At 59.7% G+C, this 24,101-nt stretch carries 27 protein-coding genes, 2 tRNA genes and 2 pseudogenes; 17 read left to right on the forward strand and 14 right to left on the reverse strand.

Annotated elements, in window-relative coordinates; translation table 11 throughout:
- The first annotated feature begins 84 nt into the window (after nt 1-84).
- Both galE and AM571_RS03050 read left to right on the forward strand, forming a co-directional pair.
- Nucleotides 85-1,119 carry a UDP-glucose 4-epimerase GalE gene (gene galE / locus AM571_RS03045; protein ID WP_074060127.1) on the forward strand — a complete coding sequence of 345 codons (1,035 nt, stop codon included), beginning with the start codon at nt 85-87 and terminating at the stop codon, nt 1,117-1,119.
- A 94-nt stretch (nt 1,120-1,213) separates the two neighbouring features.
- Nucleotides 1,214-2,275: an enoyl-CoA hydratase/isomerase family protein gene (locus AM571_RS03050; RefSeq protein ID WP_074060128.1), complete on the forward strand. Its 1,062-nt coding sequence runs from the start codon at nt 1,214-1,216 to the stop codon at nt 2,273-2,275.
- Here the strand turns inward: AM571_RS03050 and AM571_RS03055 are convergent.
- Nucleotides 2,272-4,332 (reverse strand): ATP-dependent helicase, encoded by a 2,061-nt coding sequence (locus tag AM571_RS03055; protein WP_074060129.1) that lies wholly within the window; start codon nt 4,330-4,332, stop codon nt 2,272-2,274. The two genes, AM571_RS03050 and AM571_RS03055, sit on opposite strands and share 4 nt — an antisense overlap.
- An 801-nt stretch (nt 4,333-5,133) precedes the next feature.
- Here AM571_RS03055 and AM571_RS03065 point away from each other — a divergent pair.
- The gene (locus tag AM571_RS03065) at nt 5,134-5,394 is read left to right on the forward strand and encodes a hypothetical protein (RefSeq protein WP_074060131.1); all 261 of its coding nucleotides are present in this window, start codon (nt 5,134-5,136) and stop codon (nt 5,392-5,394) included.
- 235 nt (nt 5,395-5,629) lie between these two features.
- On the opposite strand, the gene AM571_RS03070 is transcribed toward AM571_RS03065, so the two are convergent.
- The 4 genes from AM571_RS03070 to AM571_RS03085 form a co-directional block, all read right to left on the reverse strand.
- Entirely contained in the window at nt 5,630-5,872 is a 243-nt protein-coding gene (locus AM571_RS03070) for a DUF982 domain-containing protein (protein WP_074060132.1), read from the reverse strand.
- Between the two features lie 238 nt (nt 5,873-6,110).
- The gene (locus AM571_RS03075) at nt 6,111-6,449 is read right to left on the reverse strand and encodes a hypothetical protein (RefSeq protein ID WP_074060133.1); all 339 of its coding nucleotides are present in this window, start codon (nt 6,447-6,449) and stop codon (nt 6,111-6,113) included.
- A 368-nt stretch (nt 6,450-6,817) separates the two neighbouring features.
- Nucleotides 6,818-7,129 (reverse strand): hypothetical protein, encoded by a 312-nt coding sequence (locus AM571_RS03080; protein WP_074060134.1) that lies wholly within the window; start codon nt 7,127-7,129, stop codon nt 6,818-6,820.
- Between the two features lie 514 nt (nt 7,130-7,643).
- A tRNA-Thr gene (locus AM571_RS03085) sits at nt 7,644-7,718 on the reverse strand.
- A gap of 152 nt (nt 7,719-7,870) precedes the next feature.
- Here AM571_RS03085 and AM571_RS03090 point away from each other — a divergent pair.
- The 13 genes and pseudogenes from AM571_RS03090 to AM571_RS03150 all read left to right on the forward strand — a co-directional run bounded on the left by AM571_RS03090 (nt 7,871) and on the right by AM571_RS03150 (nt 15,926).
- The gene (locus tag AM571_RS03090) at nt 7,871-8,065 is read left to right on the forward strand and encodes a hypothetical protein (protein WP_074060135.1); all 195 of its coding nucleotides are present in this window, start codon (nt 7,871-7,873) and stop codon (nt 8,063-8,065) included.
- Nucleotides 8,066-8,170: 105 nt separating this feature from the next.
- Complete coding sequence (gene murA, locus AM571_RS03095) at nt 8,171-9,463, forward strand: UDP-N-acetylglucosamine 1-carboxyvinyltransferase (protein ID WP_074060136.1); 1,293 nt, start codon at nt 8,171-8,173, stop codon at nt 9,461-9,463.
- 115 nt (nt 9,464-9,578) lie between these two features.
- A complete protein-coding gene (locus tag AM571_RS03100; protein WP_074060137.1) occupies nt 9,579-10,016 on the forward strand; it encodes a DUF2948 family protein in 438 nt (145 codons plus the stop codon).
- Nucleotides 10,017-10,052: 36 nt separating this feature from the next.
- Nucleotides 10,053-11,351 (forward strand): histidinol dehydrogenase, encoded by a 1,299-nt coding sequence (gene hisD, locus AM571_RS03105; protein WP_074060138.1) that lies wholly within the window; start codon nt 10,053-10,055, stop codon nt 11,349-11,351.
- 3 nt (nt 11,352-11,354) lie between these two features.
- Entirely contained in the window at nt 11,355-11,828 is a 474-nt protein-coding gene (locus AM571_RS03110; protein ID WP_074060139.1) for a UPF0262 family protein, read from the forward strand.
- Nucleotides 11,825-12,310, forward strand: a complete 486-nt coding sequence (locus tag AM571_RS03115; protein ID WP_420493364.1) for a low molecular weight phosphatase family protein — start codon at nt 11,825-11,827, stop codon at nt 12,308-12,310. Before AM571_RS03110 ends, AM571_RS03115 begins: the two co-directional genes overlap by 4 nt.
- Before the next feature lie 119 nt (nt 12,311-12,429).
- The gene (infA, locus tag AM571_RS03120; RefSeq protein ID WP_003545338.1) at nt 12,430-12,648 is read left to right on the forward strand and encodes a translation initiation factor IF-1; all 219 of its coding nucleotides are present in this window, start codon (nt 12,430-12,432) and stop codon (nt 12,646-12,648) included.
- A 46-nt stretch (nt 12,649-12,694) separates the two neighbouring features.
- Nucleotides 12,695-13,315: a Maf-like protein gene (locus AM571_RS03125; RefSeq protein ID WP_074060141.1), complete on the forward strand. Its 621-nt coding sequence runs from the start codon at nt 12,695-12,697 to the stop codon at nt 13,313-13,315.
- A gap of 18 nt (nt 13,316-13,333) precedes the next feature.
- The gene (gene yacG / locus AM571_RS03130) at nt 13,334-13,540 is read left to right on the forward strand and encodes a DNA gyrase inhibitor YacG (protein WP_074060142.1); all 207 of its coding nucleotides are present in this window, start codon (nt 13,334-13,336) and stop codon (nt 13,538-13,540) included.
- Between the two features lie 180 nt (nt 13,541-13,720).
- Nucleotides 13,721-13,796: transfer RNA gene (locus AM571_RS03135), tRNA-Phe, on the forward strand.
- 262 nt (nt 13,797-14,058) lie between these two features.
- Nucleotides 14,059-14,428 (forward strand): annotated as a pseudogene (locus AM571_RS37225) (hypothetical protein); the annotation flags it as partial.
- A 614-nt stretch (nt 14,429-15,042) separates the two neighbouring features.
- Nucleotides 15,043-15,333 (forward strand): hypothetical protein, encoded by a 291-nt coding sequence (locus tag AM571_RS03145; protein WP_074060144.1) that lies wholly within the window; start codon nt 15,043-15,045, stop codon nt 15,331-15,333.
- Nucleotides 15,330-15,926 carry a hypothetical protein gene (locus tag AM571_RS03150; RefSeq protein ID WP_074060145.1) on the forward strand — a complete coding sequence of 199 codons (597 nt, stop codon included), beginning with the start codon at nt 15,330-15,332 and terminating at the stop codon, nt 15,924-15,926. Before AM571_RS03145 ends, AM571_RS03150 begins: the two co-directional genes overlap by 4 nt.
- 246 nt (nt 15,927-16,172) lie before the next feature.
- Here AM571_RS03150 and AM571_RS03160 read toward each other — a convergent pair whose 3' ends face one another.
- From AM571_RS03160 to AM571_RS37235, 6 genes and pseudogenes are all read right to left on the reverse strand, one after another.
- On the reverse strand, nt 16,173-16,364 hold the full coding sequence (locus AM571_RS03160) for a hypothetical protein (RefSeq protein ID WP_074060147.1): 192 nt from the start codon (nt 16,362-16,364) through the stop codon (nt 16,173-16,175).
- A 705-nt stretch (nt 16,365-17,069) separates the two neighbouring features.
- Nucleotides 17,070-17,270 carry a DUF1515 family protein gene (locus AM571_RS37230; protein ID WP_081377020.1) on the reverse strand — a complete coding sequence of 67 codons (201 nt, stop codon included), beginning with the start codon at nt 17,268-17,270 and terminating at the stop codon, nt 17,070-17,072.
- Between the two features lie 187 nt (nt 17,271-17,457).
- Nucleotides 17,458-17,790 (reverse strand): cupredoxin domain-containing protein, encoded by a 333-nt coding sequence (locus tag AM571_RS03175; RefSeq protein WP_081377021.1) that lies wholly within the window; start codon nt 17,788-17,790, stop codon nt 17,458-17,460.
- Nucleotides 17,787-18,308 carry a DUF4142 domain-containing protein gene (locus AM571_RS03180; protein WP_074060149.1) on the reverse strand — a complete coding sequence of 174 codons (522 nt, stop codon included), beginning with the start codon at nt 18,306-18,308 and terminating at the stop codon, nt 17,787-17,789. Before AM571_RS03180 ends, AM571_RS03175 begins: the two co-directional genes overlap by 4 nt.
- An 83-nt stretch (nt 18,309-18,391) precedes the next feature.
- Nucleotides 18,392-19,081: an RNA polymerase sigma factor gene (locus AM571_RS03185; RefSeq protein ID WP_155774406.1), complete on the reverse strand. Its 690-nt coding sequence runs from the start codon at nt 19,079-19,081 to the stop codon at nt 18,392-18,394.
- 194 nt (nt 19,082-19,275) lie between these two features.
- Nucleotides 19,276-19,464: pseudogene (locus tag AM571_RS37235) on the reverse strand (NADH:flavin oxidoreductase); the annotation flags it as partial.
- 55 nt (nt 19,465-19,519) lie between these two features.
- Here AM571_RS37235 and AM571_RS03195 point away from each other — a divergent pair.
- Complete coding sequence (locus tag AM571_RS03195; protein WP_074060151.1) at nt 19,520-20,413, forward strand: LysR family transcriptional regulator; 894 nt, start codon at nt 19,520-19,522, stop codon at nt 20,411-20,413.
- Nucleotides 20,414-20,500: 87 nt separating this feature from the next.
- Here AM571_RS03195 and AM571_RS03200 read toward each other — a convergent pair whose 3' ends face one another.
- The 3 genes from AM571_RS03200 to AM571_RS03210 form a co-directional block, all read right to left on the reverse strand.
- A complete protein-coding gene (locus AM571_RS03200) occupies nt 20,501-22,747 on the reverse strand; it encodes a xanthine dehydrogenase family protein molybdopterin-binding subunit (protein ID WP_074060152.1) in 2,247 nt (748 codons plus the stop codon).
- Between the two features lie 14 nt (nt 22,748-22,761).
- Nucleotides 22,762-23,235: a (2Fe-2S)-binding protein gene (locus AM571_RS03205; protein ID WP_074060153.1), complete on the reverse strand. Its 474-nt coding sequence runs from the start codon at nt 23,233-23,235 to the stop codon at nt 22,762-22,764.
- A gap of 327 nt (nt 23,236-23,562) precedes the next feature.
- The gene (locus AM571_RS03210) at nt 23,563-23,937 is read right to left on the reverse strand and encodes a c-type cytochrome (RefSeq protein WP_074060154.1); all 375 of its coding nucleotides are present in this window, start codon (nt 23,935-23,937) and stop codon (nt 23,563-23,565) included.
- Between the last annotated feature and the right edge of the window lie 164 nt (nt 23,938-24,101).

Raw genomic sequence — 24,101 nt, forward strand, 5'->3', positions numbered from 1 at the left:
AGGCGTCCGATCGGGCGCCTGATAACAAAATCTGAAAGGAAAAGCCGTGTCAGATGCCTCTGTCGATTAAACAGGGAACAGGGCATGGCAATTTTGGTGACAGGCGGGGCCGGCTACATCGGCAGCCACATGGTCTGGGCACTGCTCGATGCAGGCGAGAACGTCGTCGTGCTCGATCGTCTTTCCACCGGCTTTCGCTGGGCGGTCGCGCCTGCTGCGCGCTTCTATCTTGGGGATATCGCCGATGCCGAGGTGCTGAAGACGATCTTCATCGAGAACGATATCGAGGCGATCATCCATTTTGCAGGATCCGCTGTCGTTCCGGCTTCGGTTGCCGATCCGCTTTTCTATTACGACAACAATTCCGGCAAGACGCGTGCACTGCTGAGCGCGGCGATCGCTGCCGGTGTGCGCCATTTCGTCTTTTCGTCGACGGCGGCAGTCTACGGTCCCCAGAAGACTTCCGACCCGGTCAGGGAAACAGCGCCGCTCAACCCGGAAAATCCTTACGGCCAGTCGAAGCTGATGACGGAATTCATGCTGCGCGACGCTGCTGCCGCCTATGATTTCGACTATGTGGCGCTGCGCTACTTCAATGTTGCTGGTGCCGATCCGCACGGCCGCGCCGGACAATCCACGAGCGGCGCGACGCACCTCATCAAGGTCGCCTGCGAGGCAGCCCTCGGCAAGCGCGACAGCGTGCATGTCTACGGCATCGACTATCCGACGCATGACGGCACCGGCGTGCGCGACTACATCCATGTCACTGATCTTGTCGAGGCTCACCTCAAGGCACTGCAGCATCTGCGCAAGGGCAAGGGATCGTTGGTCGCCAATTGCGGCTATGGCTCTGGTTATACGGTGCTCGACGTGCTGAACATGGTGGTGCGCCTGCACGGCCACGCGTTCAGGATTCATATGGCGCCACGCCGCCCCGGCGATGCCGCAAGTGTCGTGGCCGACGCCACGTTGGCCCATCGCGTGCTGGACTGGACGCCGAAATACGATTCCCTGGAGACGATCGTTCGCAGCGCACTGGACTGGGAGCTGGCGCTGATCAACCGGAGTGTCGGGGAGCTGCAGGGAGTGCACCGCGCCCTTGCCGCGGCTTCCTTCTGAACGCAACTACGCCTGTTTTTCGACGAAAGGCCCACTGGAACGAAGCGCTCCCTCTGTTTATTGATGGGAGGTCAATCGAGGGTGGACGGCGGACATGCAGCACGATCACGAACGGGAAGTCATTATCGAGCGGCGCGGTACTGCGGGGATCATCCGCCTCAATCGGCCAAAGGCGCTGAACAGCCTGACGCTCGGCATGGTGCGGATGATCGATGCGGCACTCGACGAATTCGCGGATGATGACGGCGTTGCAAGCGTGGTGGTGACGGGCGAGGGCGAGCGCGGCTTCTGCGCTGGCGGCGATATTCGTGTACTCCACGAAAGCGGGCGTGAGGGTTCCGATCTTGCAGAGACGTTCTGGCGCGAGGAATTCACACTCAACCACCGCATCGCAAGCTACGCTAAACCCTATGTCGCCCTGATGGATGGCATCACCATGGGCGGCGGCGTGGGCCTGTCCGCGCACGGGCGGCACCGCATCGTGACGGAGCGGACGAGGCTTGCGATGCCGGAAACCGGCATCGGCTATTTCCCGGATGTGGGAGCGACCTGGCTGCTGCCGCGCATGCCCGGCGAGACGGGAACATGGGCAGGATTGACCGGCCAGGAGCTGAATGCGGCGGATGCCATCTATACCGGCCTTGCTGATTTCGAGATCCCGTCGTCGCGGCTCCCGGATGTCATCGACGCGTTGGCGCGGCTTCCTGCCGGGTCCTCGCCGGTTGCCTGCGATGCTCTGCTGAAGCATCTTTCCGGCAAGGCGACCAAAAGCCGCCTGCGGGCCGTTCGGCCGTTGATCGACCATGCCTTCTGTTTCGATCGCGTCGAAGAGGTTCTGGAAGCGCTCGCCGCTGACGAAAGCGAATTCGCCGCCAAGACACGCAAGACGCTGCACACGCGCTCGCCGACGAGCCTGAAGTTGACTCTGCGTCTGCTGAGGGAAGGAAGGCAGAGCGTCAGTCTCGCCGCCTGCCTGAAGCGTGAGCTTGGGGCCTGTATGCAGATATTGAAATCCGCGGACTTTTACGAGGGCGTGCGCGCGGCGGTGATCGACAAGGATCGAAATCCCAAATGGTCGCCTTCGACCATCGAGGAGGTGGACGCAGACGTGCTCGCGCCATTCTTCAAACCGGCCGATCGCCCTCTTGCCCTCTAGCGCCACATACCGCGCATGCGGGCGCCGACATCGATGCGGACTTGGCGCGCCTGTTGCGCAGCGACGCTCTCGCTCTTGACCTGCGGCCAGCCGCAGACCTCGAAAAATTGCAGCAGCGTCGCCGGGATGAAGCGGGTGCGCGAGGCATAAACGTGCCGGTCGCCCTGCATATTTTGCCCGTGCGTGAAGAAGCGCTGCGGGACGACGAGATCGAGACCGTCCCTGGCTCGCGTCATCGCGACATAAAGCAGGCGCCGCTCCTCCTCTATTTCCGCGCTGGTGCCAACGCCGAGATCCGACGGGATGCAGCCGTCGACAACGTTCAGCATGAAGACCTGGGTCCACTCCTGACCCTTGGCCGAATGGATCGTCGAAAGGATCAGATAGTCCTCATCGAGCAACGGCACGCCCGCCTGGTCGCTGGTCGCATCCGGCGGGTCGAGCGTCAGTTCGGTCAGGAAGCGTTCGCGCGACGGATAGCCGCCGGCGATTTGCTCGAGCTGCAGGAGATCGGCCTGACGCGTTGCGGCATCCTCGTGCAGCCGCTCGAGGTGCGGCTGATACCATTCCCGGACAAGGCCGATTTCGGCGGGCCAGCCGGCTTTACCGGATTTCAGCTCCTGCATGACCGAGACGAAAAAGGTCCAATCCTGGCCGGCGCGCGGCGGGGCAGGCATGGCGGCGAGCGCCTGCAGGGGGCTTGGATCCTCCGCCATCTGGTCGAGTGCCCGCTGGGCAGTCGAAGGCCCGACGCCCGGCAGGATCTGCATCAGCCGGAAGCCGGCGACACGGTCGCGCGGATTGAGAGCAAAGCGCAGCGCCGCCAGCATGTCCTTGACATGTGCGCTGTCGAGAAATTTCAGGCCGCCGAATTTCACGAAGGGAATGTTGCGGCGGGTAAGCTCGACTTCCAGCGCGCCGCTGTGGTGCGAGGCGCGGAACAGCACCGCCTGGTTCTTCAGCCGCGTGCCCTCTTCGCGGTTCTCCAGCACCTTTTCGGCAACATACCGGGCCTGTTCGGCCTCGTCGCGCACGGTAACGAGGCGCGGGCGCTCGCCCGATTGCCGCTCCGTCCATAGGTTCTTGGTGAAGCGTTCCGAGGCAAGATCAATAACGGCATTTGCCGCGGCGAGAATGGGTTGCGTCGAACGATAGTTGCGATCGAGCGTGACGATGTCGGCCGGCGGGGAGAACGAGGCCGGGAAATCGAGGATGTTGCGGACTGAGGCGGCGCGGAAGGAATAGATCGACTGCGCATCGTCCCCGACGACGGTCAGCCCATGCCCCTCAGGCTTCAAAGCAAGCAGGATGGAGGCCTGCAGGCGGTTCGTATCCTGATATTCGTCGACGAGCACGTGATCGAAGCGGCCGCCGATATCCTCGGCGATCAGCGGTTCGGCAACCATCTGCGCCCAGTAGAGGAGCAGGTCGTCATAATCGAGGACGTTCTGGGCCTGCTTTGCCTCGACATAGGCGGCAAAAAGTTCGCGGAGCTGCTTTTCCCAAGCAGCACACCAGGGGAAGGCATCACGCAGGACCAGAGGCAGTTCCGTCTCCGAATTCACGGCCCGGGAATAGATCGCAAGGCAGGTGCCCTTGGTCGGGAAGCGGCTCTCCATTTTCGAGAAGCCGAGCTCGTGACGAATGATGTTCATCAGGTCGGCGCTGTCTTCCCGGTCATGGATGGTGAAGGCGGGGTCAACTCCGATCTGCTCGGCATAATCGCGAAGCAGCCGCGCGCCGATCCCATGGAAGGTGCCGCTCCAGGCCAGGGCATCGGCCATGATGCCGGAATTGCTGCCAATGACTTCAGCGCAAATCCGCTCGACGCGGCGTGCCATCTCGGAGGCCGCCCGACGGGAGAAGGTCATCAGCAGGATGCGGCGCGGATCGGCGCCCTTGACGATGAGATGCGCGACGCGGTGCGCGAGCGTATTGGTCTTGCCCGAACCCGCGCCGGCGATCACCAGAAGCGGACCTGCAACATGGCTGCCGGCGGCAAGCGTGCCGTGTTCGACCGCCATGCGCTGCTGTGGATTGAGCTTTTCGAGATACATCCAGCCATCCGTTTGGCCCGCGTGCAACACGGCGCGGGCAGATTAGGCGTTCCTTGAATGTTCTCGATAATGATTCCTGTCAAGCACAAGCTTTAATGAAGGGCAGACACCGCTTCGTTGCTGATGAGTTTCAAGCTCCGATCCGGCTGGCGAATGTAGGTTTCCCCGCACCCGGTTGCCGCTTGAATTGTAGAAGCTGTTGCAAAGGGTTGCCGACGGGGTGATTTCGTCGGTTTGGTTCGCGGCCGCCCGCCATAGGTCAAGATGCCGGCAATGGCCGTGGGCTCAGCGAGGACGAACAAGCGGAGAGCAGAAAGGCCGCGAGAACTGCCGAAACAATCACTTTCATCGGACGCCCCCGGCCGTCGATCCGGATGGGCAACCTCTGCCGCACGCCAAGGGGGGTTGAAAGACAATCTATGATTCCCCCTGAACTGGGCGTGCCCGTATGCAACGGAAGACGGTCTTGGGGTGAAGCCACTGCTGCGGTGGCGCGTGGTCATTTTGGTTCTGGCCGTTGAATTGTCTCTGGTACCGTGTCGTCTTTTCCCCCGCCCTGGTTGAAAGGTTTGACGACCAGGATACTGAGAATGGAGGCGACCATCGCTGCGATAATGACAAGCATCAGTATTCTCATGACAATTTCTACTTAAGCTCACGCGGTTTGGTACAATTCAATTAAACTTCTTCGAGTGAAAGAAAAGTTACAGAAGATTCTCGCGAGAACGAACAAGAAAAAAACGGGAACAAAAACTGCATCTCGCGTGTTTTGGTCGTCTGAATTCAACGCCGGAGACTGTTATGAGGACGACATTCCATCTGGGCGCTGCCGCCCTTCTTGTTGCATCCGCCGCGTTTGCCACACCTGCATCCGCATCACTCGAAACGGATATCGATTATTATTCGGCGTTGCCGCAGGACCAGATTGCCCTCAATGAATATAGCCGCGCGCCTGCCTGTGAGCCGGTCGAGGCGCAATATCTGCCATCCTTCATCCGTACTCCGGACGGCACTATTATCGGCGTTGGCTATCTCGAGATAGAAAGCGAAAGCAGTTGCTGAGGAGCAAGATCAGGAAGATTTGCCCGGACGAGGCTCGCCTGCGCATGACCGAGCGAACGAGCCTCTGACCACCATCATGACGGCTGTGGGGTTTTTATGGGTCCTCAGCATCGGCGAGCAACGCCTTGAAACGAATTTTCCCGCCTGTCTTGCTTCAACAGTTAAACGAACTGAACCGCCGTCTCTGAACGGCACAGGACAATCATTCCAATTACAGTCAGCCGTGGCGCACCCGTCAGTGCAGCTTCAGCTTGGCTTCTTCCGCCGCCGCAAGAAACTCGCAGCGCGCCTCTTCGGCGGTCTTGCGTCCATCGAGCGCCGCGCGGCACGCGCTGCGGGCCTTGAGGTAACGAAGCCCGCGATTTGCGGGCCAAAGATCGGTGAGGCATTTCAGTGCGTCAAACGGGCCGTTCACGGTTCGCGCGTCGGCGTTTTCGAAACCGACCTTGACCGGATTGCCCCATCTTTCTGTCGCCATAGGCGTATTCCTCCGATGTTTACGCCAAAACGCGCATCCAGCCCCTTGCGTTCCCCTCGCTGGGACCGTGCACATGGGTATATTAGCGGGATATTTGTTGTCGGCAATCGGGTTTACTCGCGTCAGACGCGACGGAGGATTGGATTTCTGGCAGAAACGATGCCGCCGGGCAGGTCAAGCTTGTAAGGCGGCCACTTTTGCAATGGCGCGCATGAAGCCAGATTGGCGTCTCACGATCCTATCGAGGAAGCGGCGGGCAGCCGAGCCCGGAGGTTCCGCTTGCCGCGTCATCCTGCTGCCCGGTGGCATTCGTGCAAGCAGGCGATGACGGGATCGCAGGATTGATGCCGCTTGGGTTGATCGTGCTGCCGCTCCTGTTTAGATCGACGGTACCGGGATTGACGGTGCTGTTGGTGATGCCGGGATCCGTGCGGGTCGTGCCTGCGCCGGTACTGTTCAGATTGGGGGCAATGGTCGTGCCGCCGCCGGACCCTCCCTGGCTGCCGGTCGTTTGTGCGAAAGCACTGGTCGCGACCGCCACCACGACGATCGAACTCGCGATGAAGCGAATAAACATGAGAGCATCCTCCATTTTCTGTTGAAAGAACCGCAGTCCGCAGGAGATGGTTCGATCACAAGGAGTTGAGCAGGGCCAATGGCCAGGCGTCACTCTATCGCAGGGGAATAGCAAACGACGCCAACTGAGTTTGATCCCCAGCGCCGACGCCGCCTTCAGAGCTCTATTCGACGAGGGGTTTATGAGGCCGGCCGCTCGCAAGGGGTTGTTCGCGTAGGCCCCCTGCTCGACGGTTACGCCGAAGCGGTTCGAATGGCCCATATTCCGGCCCACATGCTCGCTCGCTCCATCCGGCTGTTTTCCGGTGTTCGCGGGGGGTGCCGGCCAACGCCTAGCGCGCGTCTGGGGTCATCTGCGTTCAATTGTACTTATTCAAGTACCATGCCTGCAAACAGCATAACCATGAACATCATAAACATGGTCAAAGTGAATACGCGAAGGAAGTTTACGAGGGGAGAAGTTTTGATCCGAGAAAGCTGATTGACAGGCACTCCGCGCGGCTTTGTCACCAGCAGTCCCAGCCAGCCGAAAAACGTGAAAACCAGAAACATGGCCATGTAAGGCTCCATCCAATCAGGGACCCTTATGTGAAGACGGCCACGCGCGAATGCTTCGTTGACCGAAAGCAGCGTCAAAGAGGCAAAGAAGCAAACTAATTTCGCGCCCTTAGAAAGATTCATGGTTCCCCCGTGGTCAGAACACTCTCCAGAGCTGCAGAGTGGCAGAATACACGCGGAAATCAAATCTGTTCAAAGGGAGTAGGGCGGCTGGTCGCCGAGATCGACCGGCTAACAAACAAAAGGCCGGGCAACCCGACCTCTCGTCGTCACCGCTGCTAGTACATCCGTGGTCAACAGCGAGAGGGACCGTCTGGATTCAAAGGAGGGGCCGATTTGACAGGGGAGCAAGCCGCCCACCAGCCTCTGTTCAAGAAAAGCAGCCCTCAGGCGTCATCGCCTCCACCTTTGCGATCTGACCATCCGATAGAGGTGTTCCATGAACGTGTCGCCGATCTGCATGATCGGGCGATGTGGGTAGAGTTCGTTGCAGCGCGACGAGCGGCTTCAGCCTCGGCTTCCCATTGCCTATCCCTAAATTGGGTATCTCGAGATCCATAAGCAACAAGAAAGGCGAAGGTCCCGACCTTGCTCCTATCACCCCTATTCCGAAACCCCTTATTTCTTTGGGGAAATCTGGTGCTGCCGAGTGGGATTGAACCACCGACCTCACCCTTACCAAGGGTGTGCTCTACCACTGAGCTACGGCAGCAGGACCAGGACGCATGAGCCGGACGGCTGCAATGCGTGAACGGGGGGCCTATTGCCACAGCTTCTCGACAAGCGCAAGCCGCAAATTCCAACTTCGCATGTATTAAGGCCAGGGCCCTTTTTGCGCGGCGCGGAATCCGCTAAATGTCAACTATGGACGACAAGTTGGAAAATGCTGCAAAGGGCCGCAAGGCGGTGATCGAAGAGCAAGCGAAACTGCGCCGCGAACGCGCTGCCGAAAAGCTTCGCGAAAATCTCGCGCGCCGCAAGCAGCAGACACGGGCGCGCCGCTCCGGCCAGGCGGACGAGACAAGTGGGCTTCCTGCCGCAAAAATGGACGAATCGTAATGTTCGGTTCACGGCGAATTGAAGCATGCCCTGAATTCGTCTAAAGACCCCCATCCCTTTTAAAGGCAGAACTTTCAGAAAGGCGGGCACAGCCCGTAAACCCATATGGATCGTATCAGAATTGTCGGCGGTAATGAGCTCAATGGCATCATTCCGATTTCCGGCGCCAAGAATGCTGCCTTGCCGCTGATGATCGCCTCGCTTTTGACCAGCGACACCTTGACGCTTGAAAACGTCCCTCATCTTGCAGATGTCGAGCTTTTGATGCGCATCCTCGGCAATCATGGTGTCGACGTTGCCGTCAACGGCCGCCGCGAGCGCCAGGAAGACTCCTACGCACGCACGATCCATTTCACCTGCCGCACCATCGTCGATACGACCGCGCCCTATGAGCTGGTCTCCAAGATGCGCGCTTCCTTCTGGGTCATCGGACCGCTGCTGGCGCGCGAAGGCCATTGCCGCGTTTCTTTGCCGGGCGGCTGCGCCATCGGCACCCGTCCGGTGGATCTGTTTCTCGAAGGACTTGCAGCGCTCGGGGCAAACCTTGAAATCGACGGCGGCTACATCAACGCGACGGCACCGAACGGAGGTCTGATCGGCACGCGCTACACTTTCCCGAAAGTTTCCGTCGGTGCGACCCATGTAATGATGATGGCGGCAACGCTCGCGCGCGGCACCACGGTCATCGGCAATGCCGCCCGCGAACCGGAAGTCGCTGACCTCGCCAACTGCCTGAACGCCATGGGCGCGAAGATTTCCGGCCACGGCACCTCGACGATCACCATCGAAGGCGTGCAGTCGCTTTCGGGCGCGCGCCACCGTGTCCTGCCGGATCGTATCGAGACTGGCACCTATGCCATGGCCGTCGCGATGACCGGTGGCGACGTGGTTCTGGAAAACACCGATGCAGCTCTGCTCGAAACCGCATTCGAGACGCTTCGCCGTGCCGGGGCGGAAATCTCGCCGACCAACAACGGCGTGCGCGTCAGGCGCAATGGTGCCGGCATCAGGCCGGTCGATGTCGTGACCGATCCGTTCCCCGGCTTTCCGACGGACCTGCAGGCGCAATTCATGGCGCTGATGACGCGCTCCTCCGGCATTTCGCATGTGACGGAAACCATCTTCGAAAACCGCTTCATGCATGTGCAGGAGCTTGCCCGCCTCGGCGCGAAAATCTCGCTTTCCGGCCAGACGGCGAAGATTGAGGGCGTGCCGCGGCTGAAGGGCGCTCCGGTGATGGCAACGGACCTGCGTGCTTCCGTTTCGCTGGTGATCGCCGGTCTTGCCGCCGAAGGCGAGACCGTGGTGTCGCGCGTCTATCACCTCGATCGCGGCTTCGAGAGGCTGGAAGAAAAGCTCACCCGCTGTGGTGCGATCGTCGAGCGCGTCAGCGAGTAGGGAAGGGCGGCTTTGCGCCCTTTATTCCGGTTGCGCATTTAGCCGCGGCATCCTATTTCCCTTGTCAAACGCATCGCCATTCCGGCGGTGAGCGACAGCCGGGGGTTTTGCCTGCATGACCGATTTGAAGCTTCTTGCGCTCGATAGTGAAGACCTTGCCGTGGTCTCCGCACATATGCAGGACAGCGTCTTCAAGGTCGGGGACATGGCCTGGTCGCCACGGGACGGGCAGTTTTCGATAGCCGCCAACCGCTTTGTCTGGGAAGATGCCCTGAACAAGCGCAAGGGTTTCGAGCGCCACCGGGCAGCGCTGATCTTCAAGCGCGTCCTGGCAGTCCGCTCCACCGGGATCGACCGCAAGCGGCGGGACGATGTACTGTCCCTGCTGTCGGTCGGTTTCGAACAGAAGGGCGAGGGCCCGGATGGCACGATCGAGCTGACGCTTGCCGGGGCGGCCGAGATCGTCCTCGACGTCGAATGCATTGAAGTGCAGCTTGCCGATATTGGTGGGGCATGGGAAACCGCCTCCAAGCCCCGTCACCCGGGTGCGTAAAGACTTCCCCGTGTCGAATTGAGAAGGAACATCTGCTTGGCGATATGGCTGGATCAGGCATCGGACGATTTCGAGCAGCGCTTTGCCGCGTTTTTGACAACCAAGCGTGAAGCTTCGGAAGACGTGAACGCGGCCGTGCGGGCGATCATCGACGACGTGCGCGCCCGCGGCGACGCGGCGCTTGCCGAATATTGCAAGAAGTTCGACGGCATCGATTTTGCCGACGTGCCGATGCGCGTGAGCGAAGCGGAAATCGATGCCGCGGTAAAAGCAGTGCCTTCCGAAGTGCTCGGCGCGCTGAAGGTTGCAGCCGTCCGCATCGAATCCCACCATCGCCGCCAGCTGCCAAAGGACGATATCTACGAGGACGCCATGGGCGTCGGGCTCGGCTCGCGCTGGACGGCGATCGAGGCGGTCGGCCTCTACGTGCCGGGCGGCACGGCAAGCTATCCGAGCTCGGTGCTGATGAATGCGGTGCCGGCAAAGGTCGCAGGCGTCGAGCGCATCGTCATTGCAGTGCCGGCAACGGGCGGTGCGGTCAATCCGGCCGTACTTGCTGCAGCCAAGCTTGCCGGTGTTTCAGAGATCTACCGTATCAGCGGTGCGCAGGCTATTGCTGCGCTTGCTTACGGCACGGAGACGATCGCACCGGTCGCAAAGATCACCGGCCCGGGCAATGCCTATGTTGCCGCCGCCAAACGCCAGGTCTTCGGCACGGTCGGCATCGATATGATCGCCGGCCCGTCTGAAGTGCTGGTGATCGCAGACAGGGATAACAACCCCGACTGGATCGCCGCCGACCTTCTGGCCCAGGCCGAACATGATGCAAGCGCCCAGGCGATCCTGGTCACCGATGACGCCGAACTCGGCAAGGCCGTCGAAGTCGCGGTCGAGCGGCAGCTGAAGACTTTGAACCGTGCGGAAACCGCCGCCCGCAGCTGGCGGGATTTCGGTGCTGTCATCCTGGTGAAGGACCTGAAGGATGCGATACCGCTTGCTAACCGCATCGCCGCAGAGCATCTGGAGCTTGTGGTTGCCGATCCGGATGCACTGCTCGACGGGATCCGCAATGCCGGCGCGATCTTCATCGGCGCCCATACGCCGGAAGTGATCGGCGATTATGTCGGTGGCTCGAACCATGTGCTGCCGACTGCGCGCTCTGCCCGCTTCTCCTCCGGCCTTTCCGTCCTCGACTTCGTCAAGCGCACATCGATCCTCCGGCTCGGTCCACAGCAACTTCGCGATCTCGGTCCGGCAGCGATCGCACTCGCGGTCTGCGAGGGCCTCGACGCCCATGCGCGATCGGTGGCGATCCGTCTCAATCTCGAAAGGTGAGGCATGGCGAAGGGCGACTTCCGGCTCTCAGATATCGTCCTTGACGATACGATCGGCCGTTCGACGCCCGATGTCGAGCACGAGCGCGCCGTCGCGATCTTCGATCTCATCGAAGAAAACAGCTTCGAGCCAGTCGGCCACAGCGGCGGGCCCTACCGGCTGAAGATTTCTCTGGTCGATTCCAAGCTCGTCTTTGCGATCGCTACAGAAGAGGGACTTGATGTTGCGACCCATATCCTGTCGCTGACCCCCTTCCGCCGCCTCGTGAAGGACTATTTCATGATCTGCGAAAGCTATTACGAGGCGATCCGTTCTGCCTCGCCGAGCCGCATCGAGGCGATCGACATGGGCCGGCGCGGCATCCACAACGAGGGGTCGCAGACATTGAAGGACAGGCTTGCCGGCAAGATAGAGGTCGATTTCGACACGGCTCGCCGCATCTTCACGCTCGTCTGCGTGCTCTACTGGCGCGGATGACGGCGATGGCGCCGGCCCCGACCACGGCAGAAGGAAAGGCGCCTGGTGCGATTCTCTTCATGTGCGGACTTAACGCCATCCGCTCGCCGATAGCCGAAGCGATCGCCCGTAGCATCCTGCCCAGGAATACCTATATACGTTCGGCAGGCGTTCGCGCCGGCGAGCGCGATCCCTTTGTCGACGTCGTGCTTGATGAAATCGGCCTGTCGCTCGGGCGTCGCCAGCCACAGACGCTTGACGAACTCGAGGATGATTATTTCGATCTCATCATCACGCTCTCTCCGCAGGCCCATCACGCCGCACTGGAACTGACGCGGTCGAGCGCCGTCGACGTAATCTATTGGCCGACCATGGATCCGACGGTTACAACCGGTACCCGCGAGCAGATTCTTGACGCCTACCGTGAGGTGCGTGATCACCTTGAGATGCTCATCGAAACCCGGCTCGTCAGGAGAAATGGCATTGCGGCGCAATCGGCATGAAACAAAAGGAAGAAAGCCCGATCAACAAGGTTCACAAATGACCCCTGATTGTGTAGTTTCCGCGAAAATTTTGGGGCGGCCCACGCCGCCATCTCAACCGACAGGAAGAAAACCTTTATATGCCTAAAGAAGAAGTCCTCGAATTCCCGGGTATTGTGACCGAACTTCTGCCGAACGCGACCTTTCGCGTGAAGCTCGAAAACGAGCACGAAATCATCGCCCACACGGCAGGCCGCATGCGCAAGAACCGCATCCGCGTTCTCGCCGGCGACAAGGTCCTTGTGGAAATGACGCCTTACGATCTCACGAAGGGCCGCATCACCTATCGTTTCAAATAGGTTTGGCCCGGAAGCCTCAAGGGCTTCCGTTTCCGGTCGAGGGTCCATGGCGCTCACATACAAGCTCATTCTGGCTTCCGGCTCGCCGCGCCGTGTGGACCTGCTCAATCAGGCAGGCATCGAGCCCTCGCGCCTGATGCCGATGGATATCGATGAGACGCCGAGAAAATCAGAGCATCCGCGTTCGCTCGCCCGGCGCCTGTCGACGGAAAAGGCCGAAGCGGCATTAGCCGCGATCAAGGGCGACATGGCCTGGAAGGGCAGCTATATCCTTGCTGCCGACACTGTCGTTGCCGTCGGCCGCCGCATTCTCGGCAAGGCCGAATTCGCCGATGAGGCTTCCGCCTCGCTGCATCTGCTTTCCGGCCGCAGCCACTGGGTCTATACCGGCGTCTGCCTGGTAACGCCCGACCGCAAGATCCGCCAGAAGATTGCCGAGACGAAGGTGCGGTTCAAACGACTTTCCGGTTTCGAGATCGAGAACTATCTCGCTTCTGGCCAGTGGCGCGGCAAGGCGGGTGCCTATGGCATCCAGGGGCTGGCCGGCAGCTTCGTGCAGAAGATGGTGGGCTCCTACACCAATGTCGTCGGCCTGCCGCTTTATGAAACAATCCTGCTGCTGACCGGCGAAGGCTTCGACGTGCATAGCCGGTGGCCTGAGGGCTGAGCCCGGAGGAGGATCACCATGCCCGAAGAGAAAAGCAACGCCAAGGTCGCACCGCTGCGCAAGACGCGCCCTTGTCCGGAATGCGGCAAGCCCTCCCACCGCGACCACTACCCTTTCTGTTCGAACCGCTGTCGCGAGGCCGACCTCTCCCGCTGGCTGAACGGCGCCTATGCCATTCCGGTTGCCGAAGACGAGAAGAAGGCGGACTACGACGACGAAGAGTAGTGCGAGATCCACAGCGAACCCCTTCAATTTGCTTGTGAATCCGCAAAATATCCCCGGCTGGCAAAAAACTGCCATTTGATGCTTGCCATGGCCGGACAAGATGCTATAACCCCGCTCGCTTCCGGGGCGAACCAAGGCCCTGCACTTCTTGCACAGAAGAATGTTCTGCGAAGCATGGATGCCCAGATAGCTCAGTTGGTAGAGCAGCGGATTGAAAATCCGCGTGTCGCTGGTTCGATTCCGGCTCTGGGCACCATTAATAATCTAAAGAAAACAGTGCTTTATCGGCCTCCCTGTTCCCCTTGGTCGCTGATTTCATGTTGCATATGTTGCAATAAATTTCCCTTTATTTTCAACGATTGTCATACGCTCCCGGCAGCTCCACTTGACATGCGCGCGACATATAAACTCACCTAAACCCAACCGTTACCTCTCTTTTCCGGCAATAGGCTTTCTGGCCTTCTCCGCGACATGCCCGCGCCCTCCAAAAGAAAGCCCGAGCCGATCCGCACCGCACCCTGCGAGCCGTCACCGTTGACAATCCCTTCTTTAGCCGCGCCCATGCCGGTGATGCGACCAACCCGAAGCACATCCCGGCGGTCGTGAACATCCGGGAAAGCGCGATCACCATGCTCGCCTCCCGCAATAAGATCGATGCCGCGCAAGTCGCCGCCGCCAGCAAGTTCCGCGCGTTGTGGGAAGCCATGGGAGGGAAAGGCGCCTCCGCCATTGATTACGGCCGGGAGTAATGTCGACGGAGGCAAGGCCCGCGATCCGATCGCCGAGCGGCAGATGAATGCCGCCGATGAATTGCGCCGCGCTCACCGCGTCCTCGGTGACCAAGGCTATTGGCTTGTGTGCCGGATACGCCAGAGCGGGCCATCGCTTCGACGAAGCGCCGCGCCATTGTCGAGGGCTCATGCGCCGGTCGGCCTTTTGATCGTGTTGATTTTCTCATCACAGTGGAAAAATAATCGCTTTTCGGCCAGAGGCCCAGGCTACAGCGCATTTTCCTCTCGGCCGCTTCCCCCGCTGGAAAGTTGTAATCCGATATCGCTATTCGACTTCAAGGGGGGCCGTCTTTATCATTCGAATTCTCAATGGAGGGGGTTTGAGATGAAGGGTTCAACAAAGGCTTTGCTCCTGTCAGCTGCGAGCAGTGGCGTCGTTACGGGCGGTCTGTACGGGTTCGGCCTTAACGCCGGATTTTCTCTGACCATCTGGGCCATTGCCACTCTGTCCATCTACCCAAAGGTATTGCAGGACATGGCAAACGAGAAAATCCTCGATCATGATTGGCCGACGAGGGACGGCGCAGATAAGCGTTAGAGCCGCTGTTTTTCCTGGGCAAAAAAATTCCGCGCGTGAGGGGGGCGCGGGTCCCGTGATCACGCTGCCTCTCAAGTTTCACCCGCCCCCTTGCGTTCCTGCGCTCCTATATGCCTTTTCGGTGACCTGCCGCTATGGTCGGAAGGGCAGAGTTATTCGGTCAGGAGAGATTCGTGTCGACTTTTGCAATTGAGCTCAAGGGTTTCGCCGCAAGCGCGTGGTGCCAAGTCCTTTATCCGCCCCATGACCCCTACATCGAAACCGTCAACTGCAACGGTGAACAAAAGTATATCCTGCATTCAAAAGAATTCGACGGGTGCATTGATGCAGGTCAGGTGCTCCAAATTGCTATCCCGTTCGTACGTCTGCTGAGCGCCTTCATGGACATGCACTTTCAAGGCATTGAGCCACTCACAATTGGTGAATTCGTCCAGGAGCGCAATGACGAGGGCGAGATTTCATGATGCATCGCGGTAAGCGACTGCCGTTCATAGAGACTTATCCCGACCAGGAATCTCCTTCTGCTGTTCAGGCGGCTTTGGCAAAAGCATCAACAGCTCCGCGATCGGTGATCGACGCGATTGAGCATTTTAGTTCCATGCCAGTCATCGATGTTGGCGTGGGACACACGGCAAAGCTCGATAATTGGCATGACCTCTACAAAGCATATGAAGCGCTGGGCAAGGTCTCCGGCTTGGCAAAATACGGTATTCAGAGAAGCCAAGCCGAAAGAGTCAGAAACCAAGCGCAACATTTTCGGCACAACAAGACAACTGCACCGTATGCAGGAATGTCTCTGGATGAGGCGAAGGCCCTTATCATTTTCGGCCTTAAAAAACGCTCTCTCCTTGGTGCTTTAGGTCCTATTCACAGTCATAGCGGGCGGAGGATCGCTGTCCCTGCCTGCCGCTCATTGGGTTTGTTGGCGAAATCGCCGGGGTCGGCCTCCGTTCCTTCGCCCGGAAGTCGTCTTCCGCTTTGCCTTCCCAAGCATGCTCCTCCGCATTACCCTAGCGATATGGCGACAAAATTCTTATACATGGATGAGCAGTACTAAACCCTAACACCCACCGCAACGGGCAGACGTCACGGCGCAAAAAGTGTGTATCGCTGACCGGTGTGCTAATTCCGACCGATCACTTCGGCGAACATAATAGCCATGACGAGCGCGACAAAGATCATTCCCCACATCTCAAGCGTATGGCCTTGAGCGTGCTTCTTTGCCGCTATGAATATGCAAGTGCCACATAGGGTAAGCCAAGCCAGCCCTATCAGCCTCTCAATTGGCAATTCCCAATCCATATTAGGGAGCCATTATGTGCGCCTTCGGTGCGACCGATAGGAGCGCGTTACCGTCACCCGGCTCGCTCTTGCCATATCCAGCGATCGCTAGGCCGATGAATGCCACGACGAATAGAATGGATAGGACGCCGATCCAATCCGCCCGGAGCGTTACGCCAGCGCTTGCCCTTTGAGTGTCGGCTATGTCTGTCATTCCTTAACCCCTTGGCCTTCCCTCCCATGGCGCTAAGATAGATGGTCAGCTGCACCTAATGAACGCGCCAGAATGACGCCGACGGAACATCTAGCGGGCAATCGCCAGCCAATCGCCGCGTCATTTTTGACACTATGTCAGTGAGAGCTTGCCTATGGGAGCCGAAGCGCGTTCAGGATTTGGGACCGTAAGCCGTGTCGTGCCGGTCCTTCGCGTTCATGTATCCAGCCATGGCACTTGCAAGGCCAATCGATAAGCGAACTTGAACTGCGTCCTCCCAGACCGCGACCTGATCGCTTCTTCGATGATCTATGATACGGTAGGTTCCGTTGTTTTCCCGTTCAATTTCGTATCTCATCGCCGCGCCTATCTTGAGCTTCAGCCGACATTAAAGCCGCATTCTAGCTGATTCGCCATTTTGTGACATTATGTCAGTTAGCAGAGACTAATAAACTATCCCCTTTAGTTCACTCTTGGTTGCTTCTAGGTTTCCTTCATACTTCTTTTGGTTGATCTTAACGGTCCCCTAGCGCTGCACTGAACGGCAGTCGGATCAAGTCTTCAATGCCTCTTGATAGCACCAGCCCCGCCCGGATCGCGCGACGCAGCCTCCTGTAATGTGCAAAAACCGTTGCACGGCTGCGCGGAGCGCCATTCCTAGCGCCCCAAATGATCGCCTCGATCCTTCCATAGCATCCGCAATGGTCAGCCCATCGCCATTGAGCCGATTCCGATGACGGCAAGCGCCCCAATCCCTATCAACTTCCAACGCTTGACGTCATAATCCGCTTGTCTAATTGGGCCATAGCCCGCACGGAGACCGCGCCTGACCAGACGCATCAACGCGTGCCCTCCCAAAAGACCATTGGAAGGCTCTGCTCCAGCGGGGAGTAAGCCGCTCGGCATGCACAGTGGTAGTTTGAAAATCCGCGTGTCGCTGGTTCGATTGGCTGGAGAAAGAATGTTTCATGCTGCTTTAGGCGTTTCACCGCGATCGGGGCGACCTCATTGACCAATTTGAGGGGCGGTCCTGAGTGGTCCGCCGCTGGTGGCATCAGACCGCAGGATAGCTATCGGCCCCAACGGCCTCGATTCATTGTACGATTTTTATTCGCCCCTTCATATTCGGATGAAATCGGCAGTAGTAGTCGACAGTGTCACTTGCAGCGACGAGATGGCTTGCCACTTTACCGGGCGGGATAAGGACCTCCCAGCCGCCCTCGACGGTAGCAGTGTGGGCGAAGGGATCCTTATTGATCCATTCGATGATCTCGCCGGCATTGACCTCGATGTCGGCGGGCAGGAAGGCAAGTTTCTCGATCACGACATGGACCGTGCCGTTGTGGGCGCGGGCAAGCGCGCTGCCCGTGAGCACCGCGGCGCCCGTCACGAGAAGCTGCCGGCGGTTGAGAAGGCCAGCCGTCATTTCAGGCCTGCGGCGACATGCTCGGCATGCTGCTGATGGCCCTGGAAAAGTTTCAGTCCGGTTTCCAGCAGACTTTTCAGTTCAGCATTCTGTGTCGAGGGGATGAGCAGGGTTTCGAGCGCGCCATTGACCTGCTTATGGTAGGCAACTTCGCTCTCGATATAAGCCCTGTCGAAGGCGGCGCCATCGAGCTTGCTGAGTTCGGCGCGCTTCCCCTCAGCCGCCTTGGCAAGCGTCTGGCTGGTGGCGTTATCCTCCGGTGTCACGTTCAGCTTCTTAACGAGTACCAGTGCCATCTCGTTGACGGTCTCGTGGTCCTTCTGCATCGACTCGGCGAAGGATTTAACGTCCGGATTCGTCGTCTTCGAGAGGGCGAGCTTGGCGGCTTCCACGTCGATGACGCCGGCACTGTAGGCGATATGGGCGATCTGCGGATCAGTCGGCTTGTCGGCCGCTGTCGCAAGAGGGGCGGTGAGGGCAAGGCAGGCTGCGCCGAGCGCGGCAATCAGGGTTTTCATCGGAGTCTCCTTGGCGCCGCGGTTGGCCGGCGCCTGTTACGGTTGACGCAGCATTAGATGCCGGCCCGCCGCGGAGGTTCCCGTTATTGTGGTAATCCAAGTCTCGCGACAACGGCGCCCGTCAACCGGTCGCAGCGCGCGCCGGCAAAGGGGAAGGCGTCGATGAGCACGGGTCCGATTTTTGCCTCGAGTTGGGTGCGGATGAGCTTGCGAGCGCGGTGGAGCCGCGTCTTCACCGTTGCCGCGGGTATCTCCAGCAGCGCCGCTGTCTCCTCGACGCTCAGGCCCTCGATGGCGCGGGCGACGAAGACAAGGCGAAAGGTTTCAGGAAGCGCATCGGTCGCCTCCTCGACGAGGTGAAGAAGCTGTCGCTGTGCAGTGACGCGCTCCGGATCGGCGGCCGGAGAGGCAAGCGGAAACTGGACGATCTCCGCTTCCGATCGCCCGATCTCGCTGCCGGCGCGTTTCAACCGCTTCTGTGCCCGAAGCCTCATCAAGGCTGAATTGAGCGCAATGCGTGACAGCCAGGTCGACAGCAAGGAATCTCCTTGAAAAGTGTCGAGGCTGGCGAACGCGCGCAGATAAGCCTCCTGCAACACATCTTCGGCATCCGAATTACTGCGCACCACCGCGCGCACGAGCCGGTAGAGGCGCTGGTTGTTGGCCCTGATGATCTGCCGGATGGCCTCCACCTCGCCGCCGGCCGCACGGCGAACGAGGCGTGCTTCCTCTTCGGCGACGGCAGGAAGAGAAACATTCTGTAAAGCTGGCATCGGTATGCTCCTTTCGGGATTCATTTGATGCCTATTTCGCCGGAAGGTTCCCTACCGAGAGTCTGCGGCCGCAGGATCGTCCTGCCAAACATCGGAGGCGGTTTTGTGGTGGCGGCGGCCATAGCTGGAGCAACCCTGCCGCTGGGATCAATGCCTTGGGCCGCATCTTCAGACACCTCAAGCATGCAGGCGGTCGAAACCCGATAACCCAGAAGGAACGGTCGCTCCGCATGCGCTGCGATCACCCGCTTTACTTCGCGGACCACGGCGAGCGGGAACCGCATCCGGTTTTCGAACGTGACGCCCCATGCGTCGTCACGTTGACTGTAATGAGGCGAGAAGAATTTCTGGATCAAGATGCCATGAGCCCCGTGGAGTTTGATGACAAACATTGATCAGGCGCTACAATCTGCATGAAGTCAGAAATGGAATTGATAAATGCGTCATGGTGATTTCAGCGAACTTGCAGCCTTCATTGCCGTTGCCGAGGCTGGCAGTTTCACGCGCGCCGCTGCCAAGCTCGGGCTTTCCCAATCCGCTGTCAGCTACTCGGTCAGAATGCTGGAGCAGAAGCTGGGGGTGCGGCTGATCTCCCGCACCACCCGAAGTCTATCGCTGACGGATGCCGGGCAACGCATGTTGCGAAACCTCCGTCCAGCGTTCGATCACATCGAAAGCGAGATCGCAGCCGTCACCGCACTTCGGGATAAGCCGGCGGGTAGGATCCGCGTCACGACGTTTCGATATGCCGCCACAAGCGTGCTCTGGCCCGTCGTCACCAAGTTCCTGGCGGAATATCCGGATATCGAAATGGAAATCATCCTCGATGAGGGCCTCACCGATATTGTGGCTGACCGGTTCGACGCGGGCATCCGCGTTGGCGAGCAGGTCCAGAAAGACATGGTGGCCGTCAGGATCGGTCCGGACCTGCGCATGGCCGTCGTCGGGTCGCCATCCTACTTCGCCAACCATAACATCCCGCAAACGCCGCGCGAACTCGGGGAACACCGGGGTGTCAGCTACCGACAGATGACCGGAGGCGGATTGTACGCTTGGGAGTTCGATCGCGACGGAGAAGAACTCCAAGTCAGAATGAATGGACCACTCATTCTGAATGATGGTCTCATGCTGGAAGCCGCCGCCTTGGACGGGCTCGCGCTTGCCTACACTTTCGAAGATCAGGTCTCGAAACATATCGCAGACGGCCGACTGATTCGAGTCCTGGAAGAATGGTGCCCGCCATTCCCTGGCTATCACCTCTACTATCCGAGCAGACGTCAGCATACGGCAGCGTTTGCTCTGTTCGTCGAAGCGCTTCGTTTTAAAGGCTAAGGCAGGCGTGGTGCGATGCGTCTGGTCCCGTGCGCGCGCTGTTCGCTTTGCGGCGCGGGGGACCAGATCAGCTCATCATGTGTTGGTCTAGGCAAGACTAAAAGGCATCTGCCGCACCGGCTTGCCTGTCAGGCGCGAGATGGCATTGGCGAATGCCGGGGCCAAAGGCGGCAGGCCCGGTTCGCCCATGCCTGTCGGGGCTTCGGCGCTTGGTACAATGTGGACGTCGAACTCCGGCACGTCAGTGATCCTTGCCACCGTGTATTCGCTGAAGTTGCTTTGCTCCACAACACCATCCTTGAGCGTGATTTCAGAGCCCGCAAGGCAGGCTGAAAGGCCCATGATGGCCGCCCCCTGCACCTGTGCTTCCACTGACCGGGGGTTGATAGCCAGATTGCAGTGAACTCCGGCGGTAACCCGATGCAGCTTCGGCTGTCCATCGACGACGGAGGCTTCCACCACGTAGGCCACCACGGACGAAAAGGATTCATGCACGGCCACGCCCCAGGCCCTGCCTTCCGCCAAGGTCTTGGTTCCATAGCCGCTTTTGTCCACGGCGAGCTGAAGCGCATCGCGATGACGAACGTGCTCCTCGCCAAACATGTTCATGCGGTAAGCGACCGGGTCCTGGTCGGTGGCTCGCGCTATATCGTCAAGCAAGGTCTCCATCACGAAAGCCGTATGGGTGGAGCCAACGCTGCGCCACCAGAGAACGGGCACGTTGGCAACGGGATGATGTACGGTCAGACGCATGGGAAGAGGGTAAGGGTTGCGCATCCCCTCGGTCGTGGCGGCATCGATGCCGTTCTTCACCTGGAATTGCTCGAACACCGTTCCCGTCAATATGGACTGGCCGACGATGGTATGATCCCAGGCGAGCACGTTGCCCTGCTTGTCAAATCCGATGCGCGCACGATGAAGGTGCGTTGGGCGATAGTAGCCACCCTTCATATCGTCCTCGCGGCTCCAGAGCATGCGCACCGGTGCGTCGATCCCTGCCGCTCTGGCGGCCTTGGCTATCTGACAGGCTTCCATCGCCGTGTCGCTGCTGCTCGAGAAGCGTCGGCCAAAGCCCCCACCGGATGTCAGCACGTTTACCACGACCTGATCCGGCTTGAGGTCGAGCACGTTCGCGGCAACACCTGCATCGAGCCCGGCACTTTGGCTTCCCATCCATATTTCGGCACGATTGTCGGAAAGCCGCACCGTACAGTTCAGCGGCTCCATTGCCGCATGAGCGAGGTACGGGAATACGAACTCGGCATCCAAGGTGAGCGGTGCTGTCTCCAGCGGTGCCATATCCGCGTCGAAATGGAGGGGGCCGGGTTTGGTGGCCATTTCGCGAAACTGGGCAAGCTGCTTTTCGCTATCGACCTTCTCAACGACCGATGTGTCCCATTCTACCTTCAGTGCATCACGACCCTGGCTGGCCTGCCAGTATCCGTCGGCGATAACGGTCACGCCCTCGGCACCACGGTCCAACGGAATACGCAAAACAGCTCTCACGCCCTTTATCGAACGTGCTGCACTGTCATCCAGGGAGGCGATCTTCGCGCCGAACACCGGTGGGCGAGCGACAACCGCCGTCAATTGTCCCGGCAGCTTGAAATCGATGCCAAAACTTTGCTGGCCGCTGCTCTTGGCTTTCGCGTCGAGACGCTGAGTTGGCTTGCCGATAATGCGGAAATCCTTTGGATCTTTGAGAGCAATCTTTTGGGGCACCGGCAGGGACATGGCTGCCTCGGCGAGCTCTCCGTAACCGAGCTTGCGGCCATCGGAGGCGAGCACCGAGCCCGTCTCGGTCCGCAGTGTGGCAGCCTCCACGTTCCAGCGGGCCGCGGCAGCAGCAAGGAGCATGGCGCGGACGCGGGCACCGAGTTCGCGATACTGCGTAAAGCTGTTCTTGATCGTGTTCGAGCCGCCGGTGAGATGCATGCCGAAGAGCGGATCGACGTAGGCGGCGTCATTGGTGCCGAGCTGGCTGCGCACCAAGCTCCAGTCGGCATCGAGCTCTTCGGCCAGTATCATCGGCAACGCTGTCTGCACGCCCTGGCCGAACTCCAATCGATTGATCGTGACCGTCACTTCGCCATTCGGTGCGATCTGAACGAATGCAGAGGGTTGCTCGGTAGGCTTCAAACCGGCTTCAGCGGGGTCTGTGGACTGCGCGGCCGCCAGATGGGGGAAAACGCCGACGGCCAAACCGAGGGCTCCGGTCATCTTGAGGAAGCTCCGGCGCGGCAACGCCGGGACAATCGTGGCGCGTCCTCTTTCCAGCAGGTGCTGCAGGGCATGCGGCAGTTGGCTGTAGTCCATGTTCGGGTTCGGCAACATACGGAGCGTCTCCTTTAGACGAGAGTGCTGGCAGCTTCGGCTATGGCTGCGCGGATACGGACGTAAGTTCCGCAACGGCAGATATTGCCTTCCATTGCAGCGTCGATCTCGTCAGCCGTCGGCTGCTTGCCCTTTGGCAGGGACGAGAGGAACGCCGTGGCGCTCATGATCTGACCGCTCTGACAGTAGCCGCATTGGGCCACGTCGTTCTTCACCCAAGCCGCGTGGACGGCGGCACCAACGCGGTCCGTGCCGTCGGTCACCTTTTCGATGGTGGTGATATTCGCCCCCTCGGCCGCGGAAAGGGGTGTGCTGCAGGAGCGGACCGCCTCACCGTCGAGATGCACCGTGCATGCGCCGCAGAGCGCTGCGCCGCAACCGAATTTGGTGCCGGTCATGCCGAGCGTGTCGCGAAGGACCCAAAGGATGGGCATCTCCGGGTCGGCATCGACCTCGTGCTGGCTGCCGTTGATATTGAGTGTAATCATGGCTGGTCGATGCTCCTGTGGTTTCTACGGCTCTACTCCGCCGGAGGCTTGTCTCGTGGTCGGTGGAACCAGTCGTCACCAAGGAAAGCGTGGGCAGCAATTGCCGAAGCGAGCCTCAGAGATGAACATGGTGTCCTGGTCAAATGTACGGTCCTCGGGGCGAAGATACCCCGGCCCGCGGCAGCGGATTAGATTGCGCAAACTGCATGTGGTTAGAAATGCGGCTTCTGAATGCGAGGCGAACGTACGGACAATCACCATCGGGGCGCGTCACCCGCACGGCGAGATTCCGGTCAACCAATGCCATGCCTGGCCGGCCGTTCGCCCCTACTGGGACAGGGACTTCAGGTAGGCGATGATATTCTGCCGATCCTCAGGCTTGGGCACGCTCACAGTCATCGTGGTCTTCGGCACGACATCGCGAGGCGCTGCGAGGAATCGATCCAATGTCCCCTCGTCCCACACCAGTCCAGATGCCTTCATGGCCGCCGAATAGCGAACGCCCTCCACAGTGCCTGCGGTACGCCCAACTATGCCGCCGAGGCCAGGTCCCACCTTCTTCAGGTCGGTGGTCGAATGACAGGCGGAACAGCGCTGAAACGCTTTCTGCCCCAGGGCTGCATCTCCCTCTGCAGCGGCGGAGACTGTTGTTGACAGAAGGACCAGAGAATAGCCGGCTACAGAAACCATCAATTTAGTCATGCGTGTTCTTCCCAGTTGAGCAGGCTGTCAAAGGCCCCGAATGGACGGCGGGCTTCCGCACTTCCGCATCGTTGCTGTCGGCGTTGCTCGTGCACGAGGCCATACGATCCACCGATGCGCCAATATTGGCGTCGATATCGTTGACGTTCACGGATGACGATAAC

Source organism: Rhizobium etli 8C-3 (genome assembly GCF_001908375.1).
Taxonomy (GTDB): domain Bacteria; phylum Pseudomonadota; class Alphaproteobacteria; order Rhizobiales; family Rhizobiaceae; genus Rhizobium; species Rhizobium etli_B.

What these genes read in the sequence shown, in the direction of transcription:
- galE (WP_074060127.1), top strand. Translation starts at nt 85, where the DNA reads ATGGCAATTTTGGTGACAGGCGGGGCCGGCTACATCGGCAGCCACATG.
- AM571_RS03050 (WP_074060128.1), top strand. Translation starts at nt 1,214, where the DNA reads ATGCAGCACGATCACGAACGGGAAGTCATTATCGAGCGGCGCGGTACT.
- AM571_RS03055 (WP_074060129.1), bottom strand. Translation starts at nt 4,332, where the DNA reads ATGTATCTCGAAAAGCTCAATCCACAGCAGCGCATGGCGGTCGAACAC.
- AM571_RS03065 (WP_074060131.1), top strand. Translation starts at nt 5,134, where the DNA reads ATGAGGACGACATTCCATCTGGGCGCTGCCGCCCTTCTTGTTGCATCC.
- AM571_RS03070 (WP_074060132.1), bottom strand. Translation starts at nt 5,872, where the DNA reads ATGGCGACAGAAAGATGGGGCAATCCGGTCAAGGTCGGTTTCGAAAAC.
- AM571_RS03075 (WP_074060133.1), bottom strand. Translation starts at nt 6,449, where the DNA reads ATGTTTATTCGCTTCATCGCGAGTTCGATCGTCGTGGTGGCGGTCGCG.
- AM571_RS03080 (WP_074060134.1), bottom strand. Translation starts at nt 7,129, where the DNA reads ATGAATCTTTCTAAGGGCGCGAAATTAGTTTGCTTCTTTGCCTCTTTG.
- AM571_RS03090 (WP_074060135.1), top strand. Translation starts at nt 7,871, where the DNA reads ATGGACGACAAGTTGGAAAATGCTGCAAAGGGCCGCAAGGCGGTGATC.
- murA (WP_074060136.1), top strand. Translation starts at nt 8,171, where the DNA reads ATGGATCGTATCAGAATTGTCGGCGGTAATGAGCTCAATGGCATCATT.
- AM571_RS03100 (WP_074060137.1), top strand. Translation starts at nt 9,579, where the DNA reads ATGACCGATTTGAAGCTTCTTGCGCTCGATAGTGAAGACCTTGCCGTG.
- AM571_RS03110 (WP_074060139.1), top strand. Translation starts at nt 11,355, where the DNA reads ATGGCGAAGGGCGACTTCCGGCTCTCAGATATCGTCCTTGACGATACG.
- AM571_RS03115 (WP_420493364.1), top strand. Translation starts at nt 11,825, where the DNA reads ATGACGGCGATGGCGCCGGCCCCGACCACGGCAGAAGGAAAGGCGCCT.
- infA (WP_003545338.1), top strand. Translation starts at nt 12,430, where the DNA reads ATGCCTAAAGAAGAAGTCCTCGAATTCCCGGGTATTGTGACCGAACTT.
- AM571_RS03125 (WP_074060141.1), top strand. Translation starts at nt 12,695, where the DNA reads ATGGCGCTCACATACAAGCTCATTCTGGCTTCCGGCTCGCCGCGCCGT.
- yacG (WP_074060142.1), top strand. Translation starts at nt 13,334, where the DNA reads ATGCCCGAAGAGAAAAGCAACGCCAAGGTCGCACCGCTGCGCAAGACG.
- AM571_RS03150 (WP_074060145.1), top strand. Translation starts at nt 15,330, where the DNA reads ATGATGCATCGCGGTAAGCGACTGCCGTTCATAGAGACTTATCCCGAC.
- AM571_RS03160 (WP_074060147.1), bottom strand. Translation starts at nt 16,364, where the DNA reads ATGACAGACATAGCCGACACTCAAAGGGCAAGCGCTGGCGTAACGCTC.
- AM571_RS37230 (WP_081377020.1), bottom strand. Translation starts at nt 17,270, where the DNA reads ATGCCGAGCGGCTTACTCCCCGCTGGAGCAGAGCCTTCCAATGGTCTT.
- AM571_RS03175 (WP_081377021.1), bottom strand. Translation starts at nt 17,790, where the DNA reads ATGACGGCTGGCCTTCTCAACCGCCGGCAGCTTCTCGTGACGGGCGCC.
- AM571_RS03180 (WP_074060149.1), bottom strand. Translation starts at nt 18,308, where the DNA reads ATGAAAACCCTGATTGCCGCGCTCGGCGCAGCCTGCCTTGCCCTCACC.
- AM571_RS03185 (WP_155774406.1), bottom strand. Translation starts at nt 19,081, where the DNA reads ATGCCAGCTTTACAGAATGTTTCTCTTCCTGCCGTCGCCGAAGAGGAA.
- AM571_RS03195 (WP_074060151.1), top strand. Translation starts at nt 19,520, where the DNA reads ATGCGTCATGGTGATTTCAGCGAACTTGCAGCCTTCATTGCCGTTGCC.
- AM571_RS03200 (WP_074060152.1), bottom strand. Translation starts at nt 22,747, where the DNA reads ATGTTGCCGAACCCGAACATGGACTACAGCCAACTGCCGCATGCCCTG.
- AM571_RS03205 (WP_074060153.1), bottom strand. Translation starts at nt 23,235, where the DNA reads ATGATTACACTCAATATCAACGGCAGCCAGCACGAGGTCGATGCCGAC.
- AM571_RS03210 (WP_074060154.1), bottom strand. Translation starts at nt 23,937, where the DNA reads ATGACTAAATTGATGGTTTCTGTAGCCGGCTATTCTCTGGTCCTTCTG.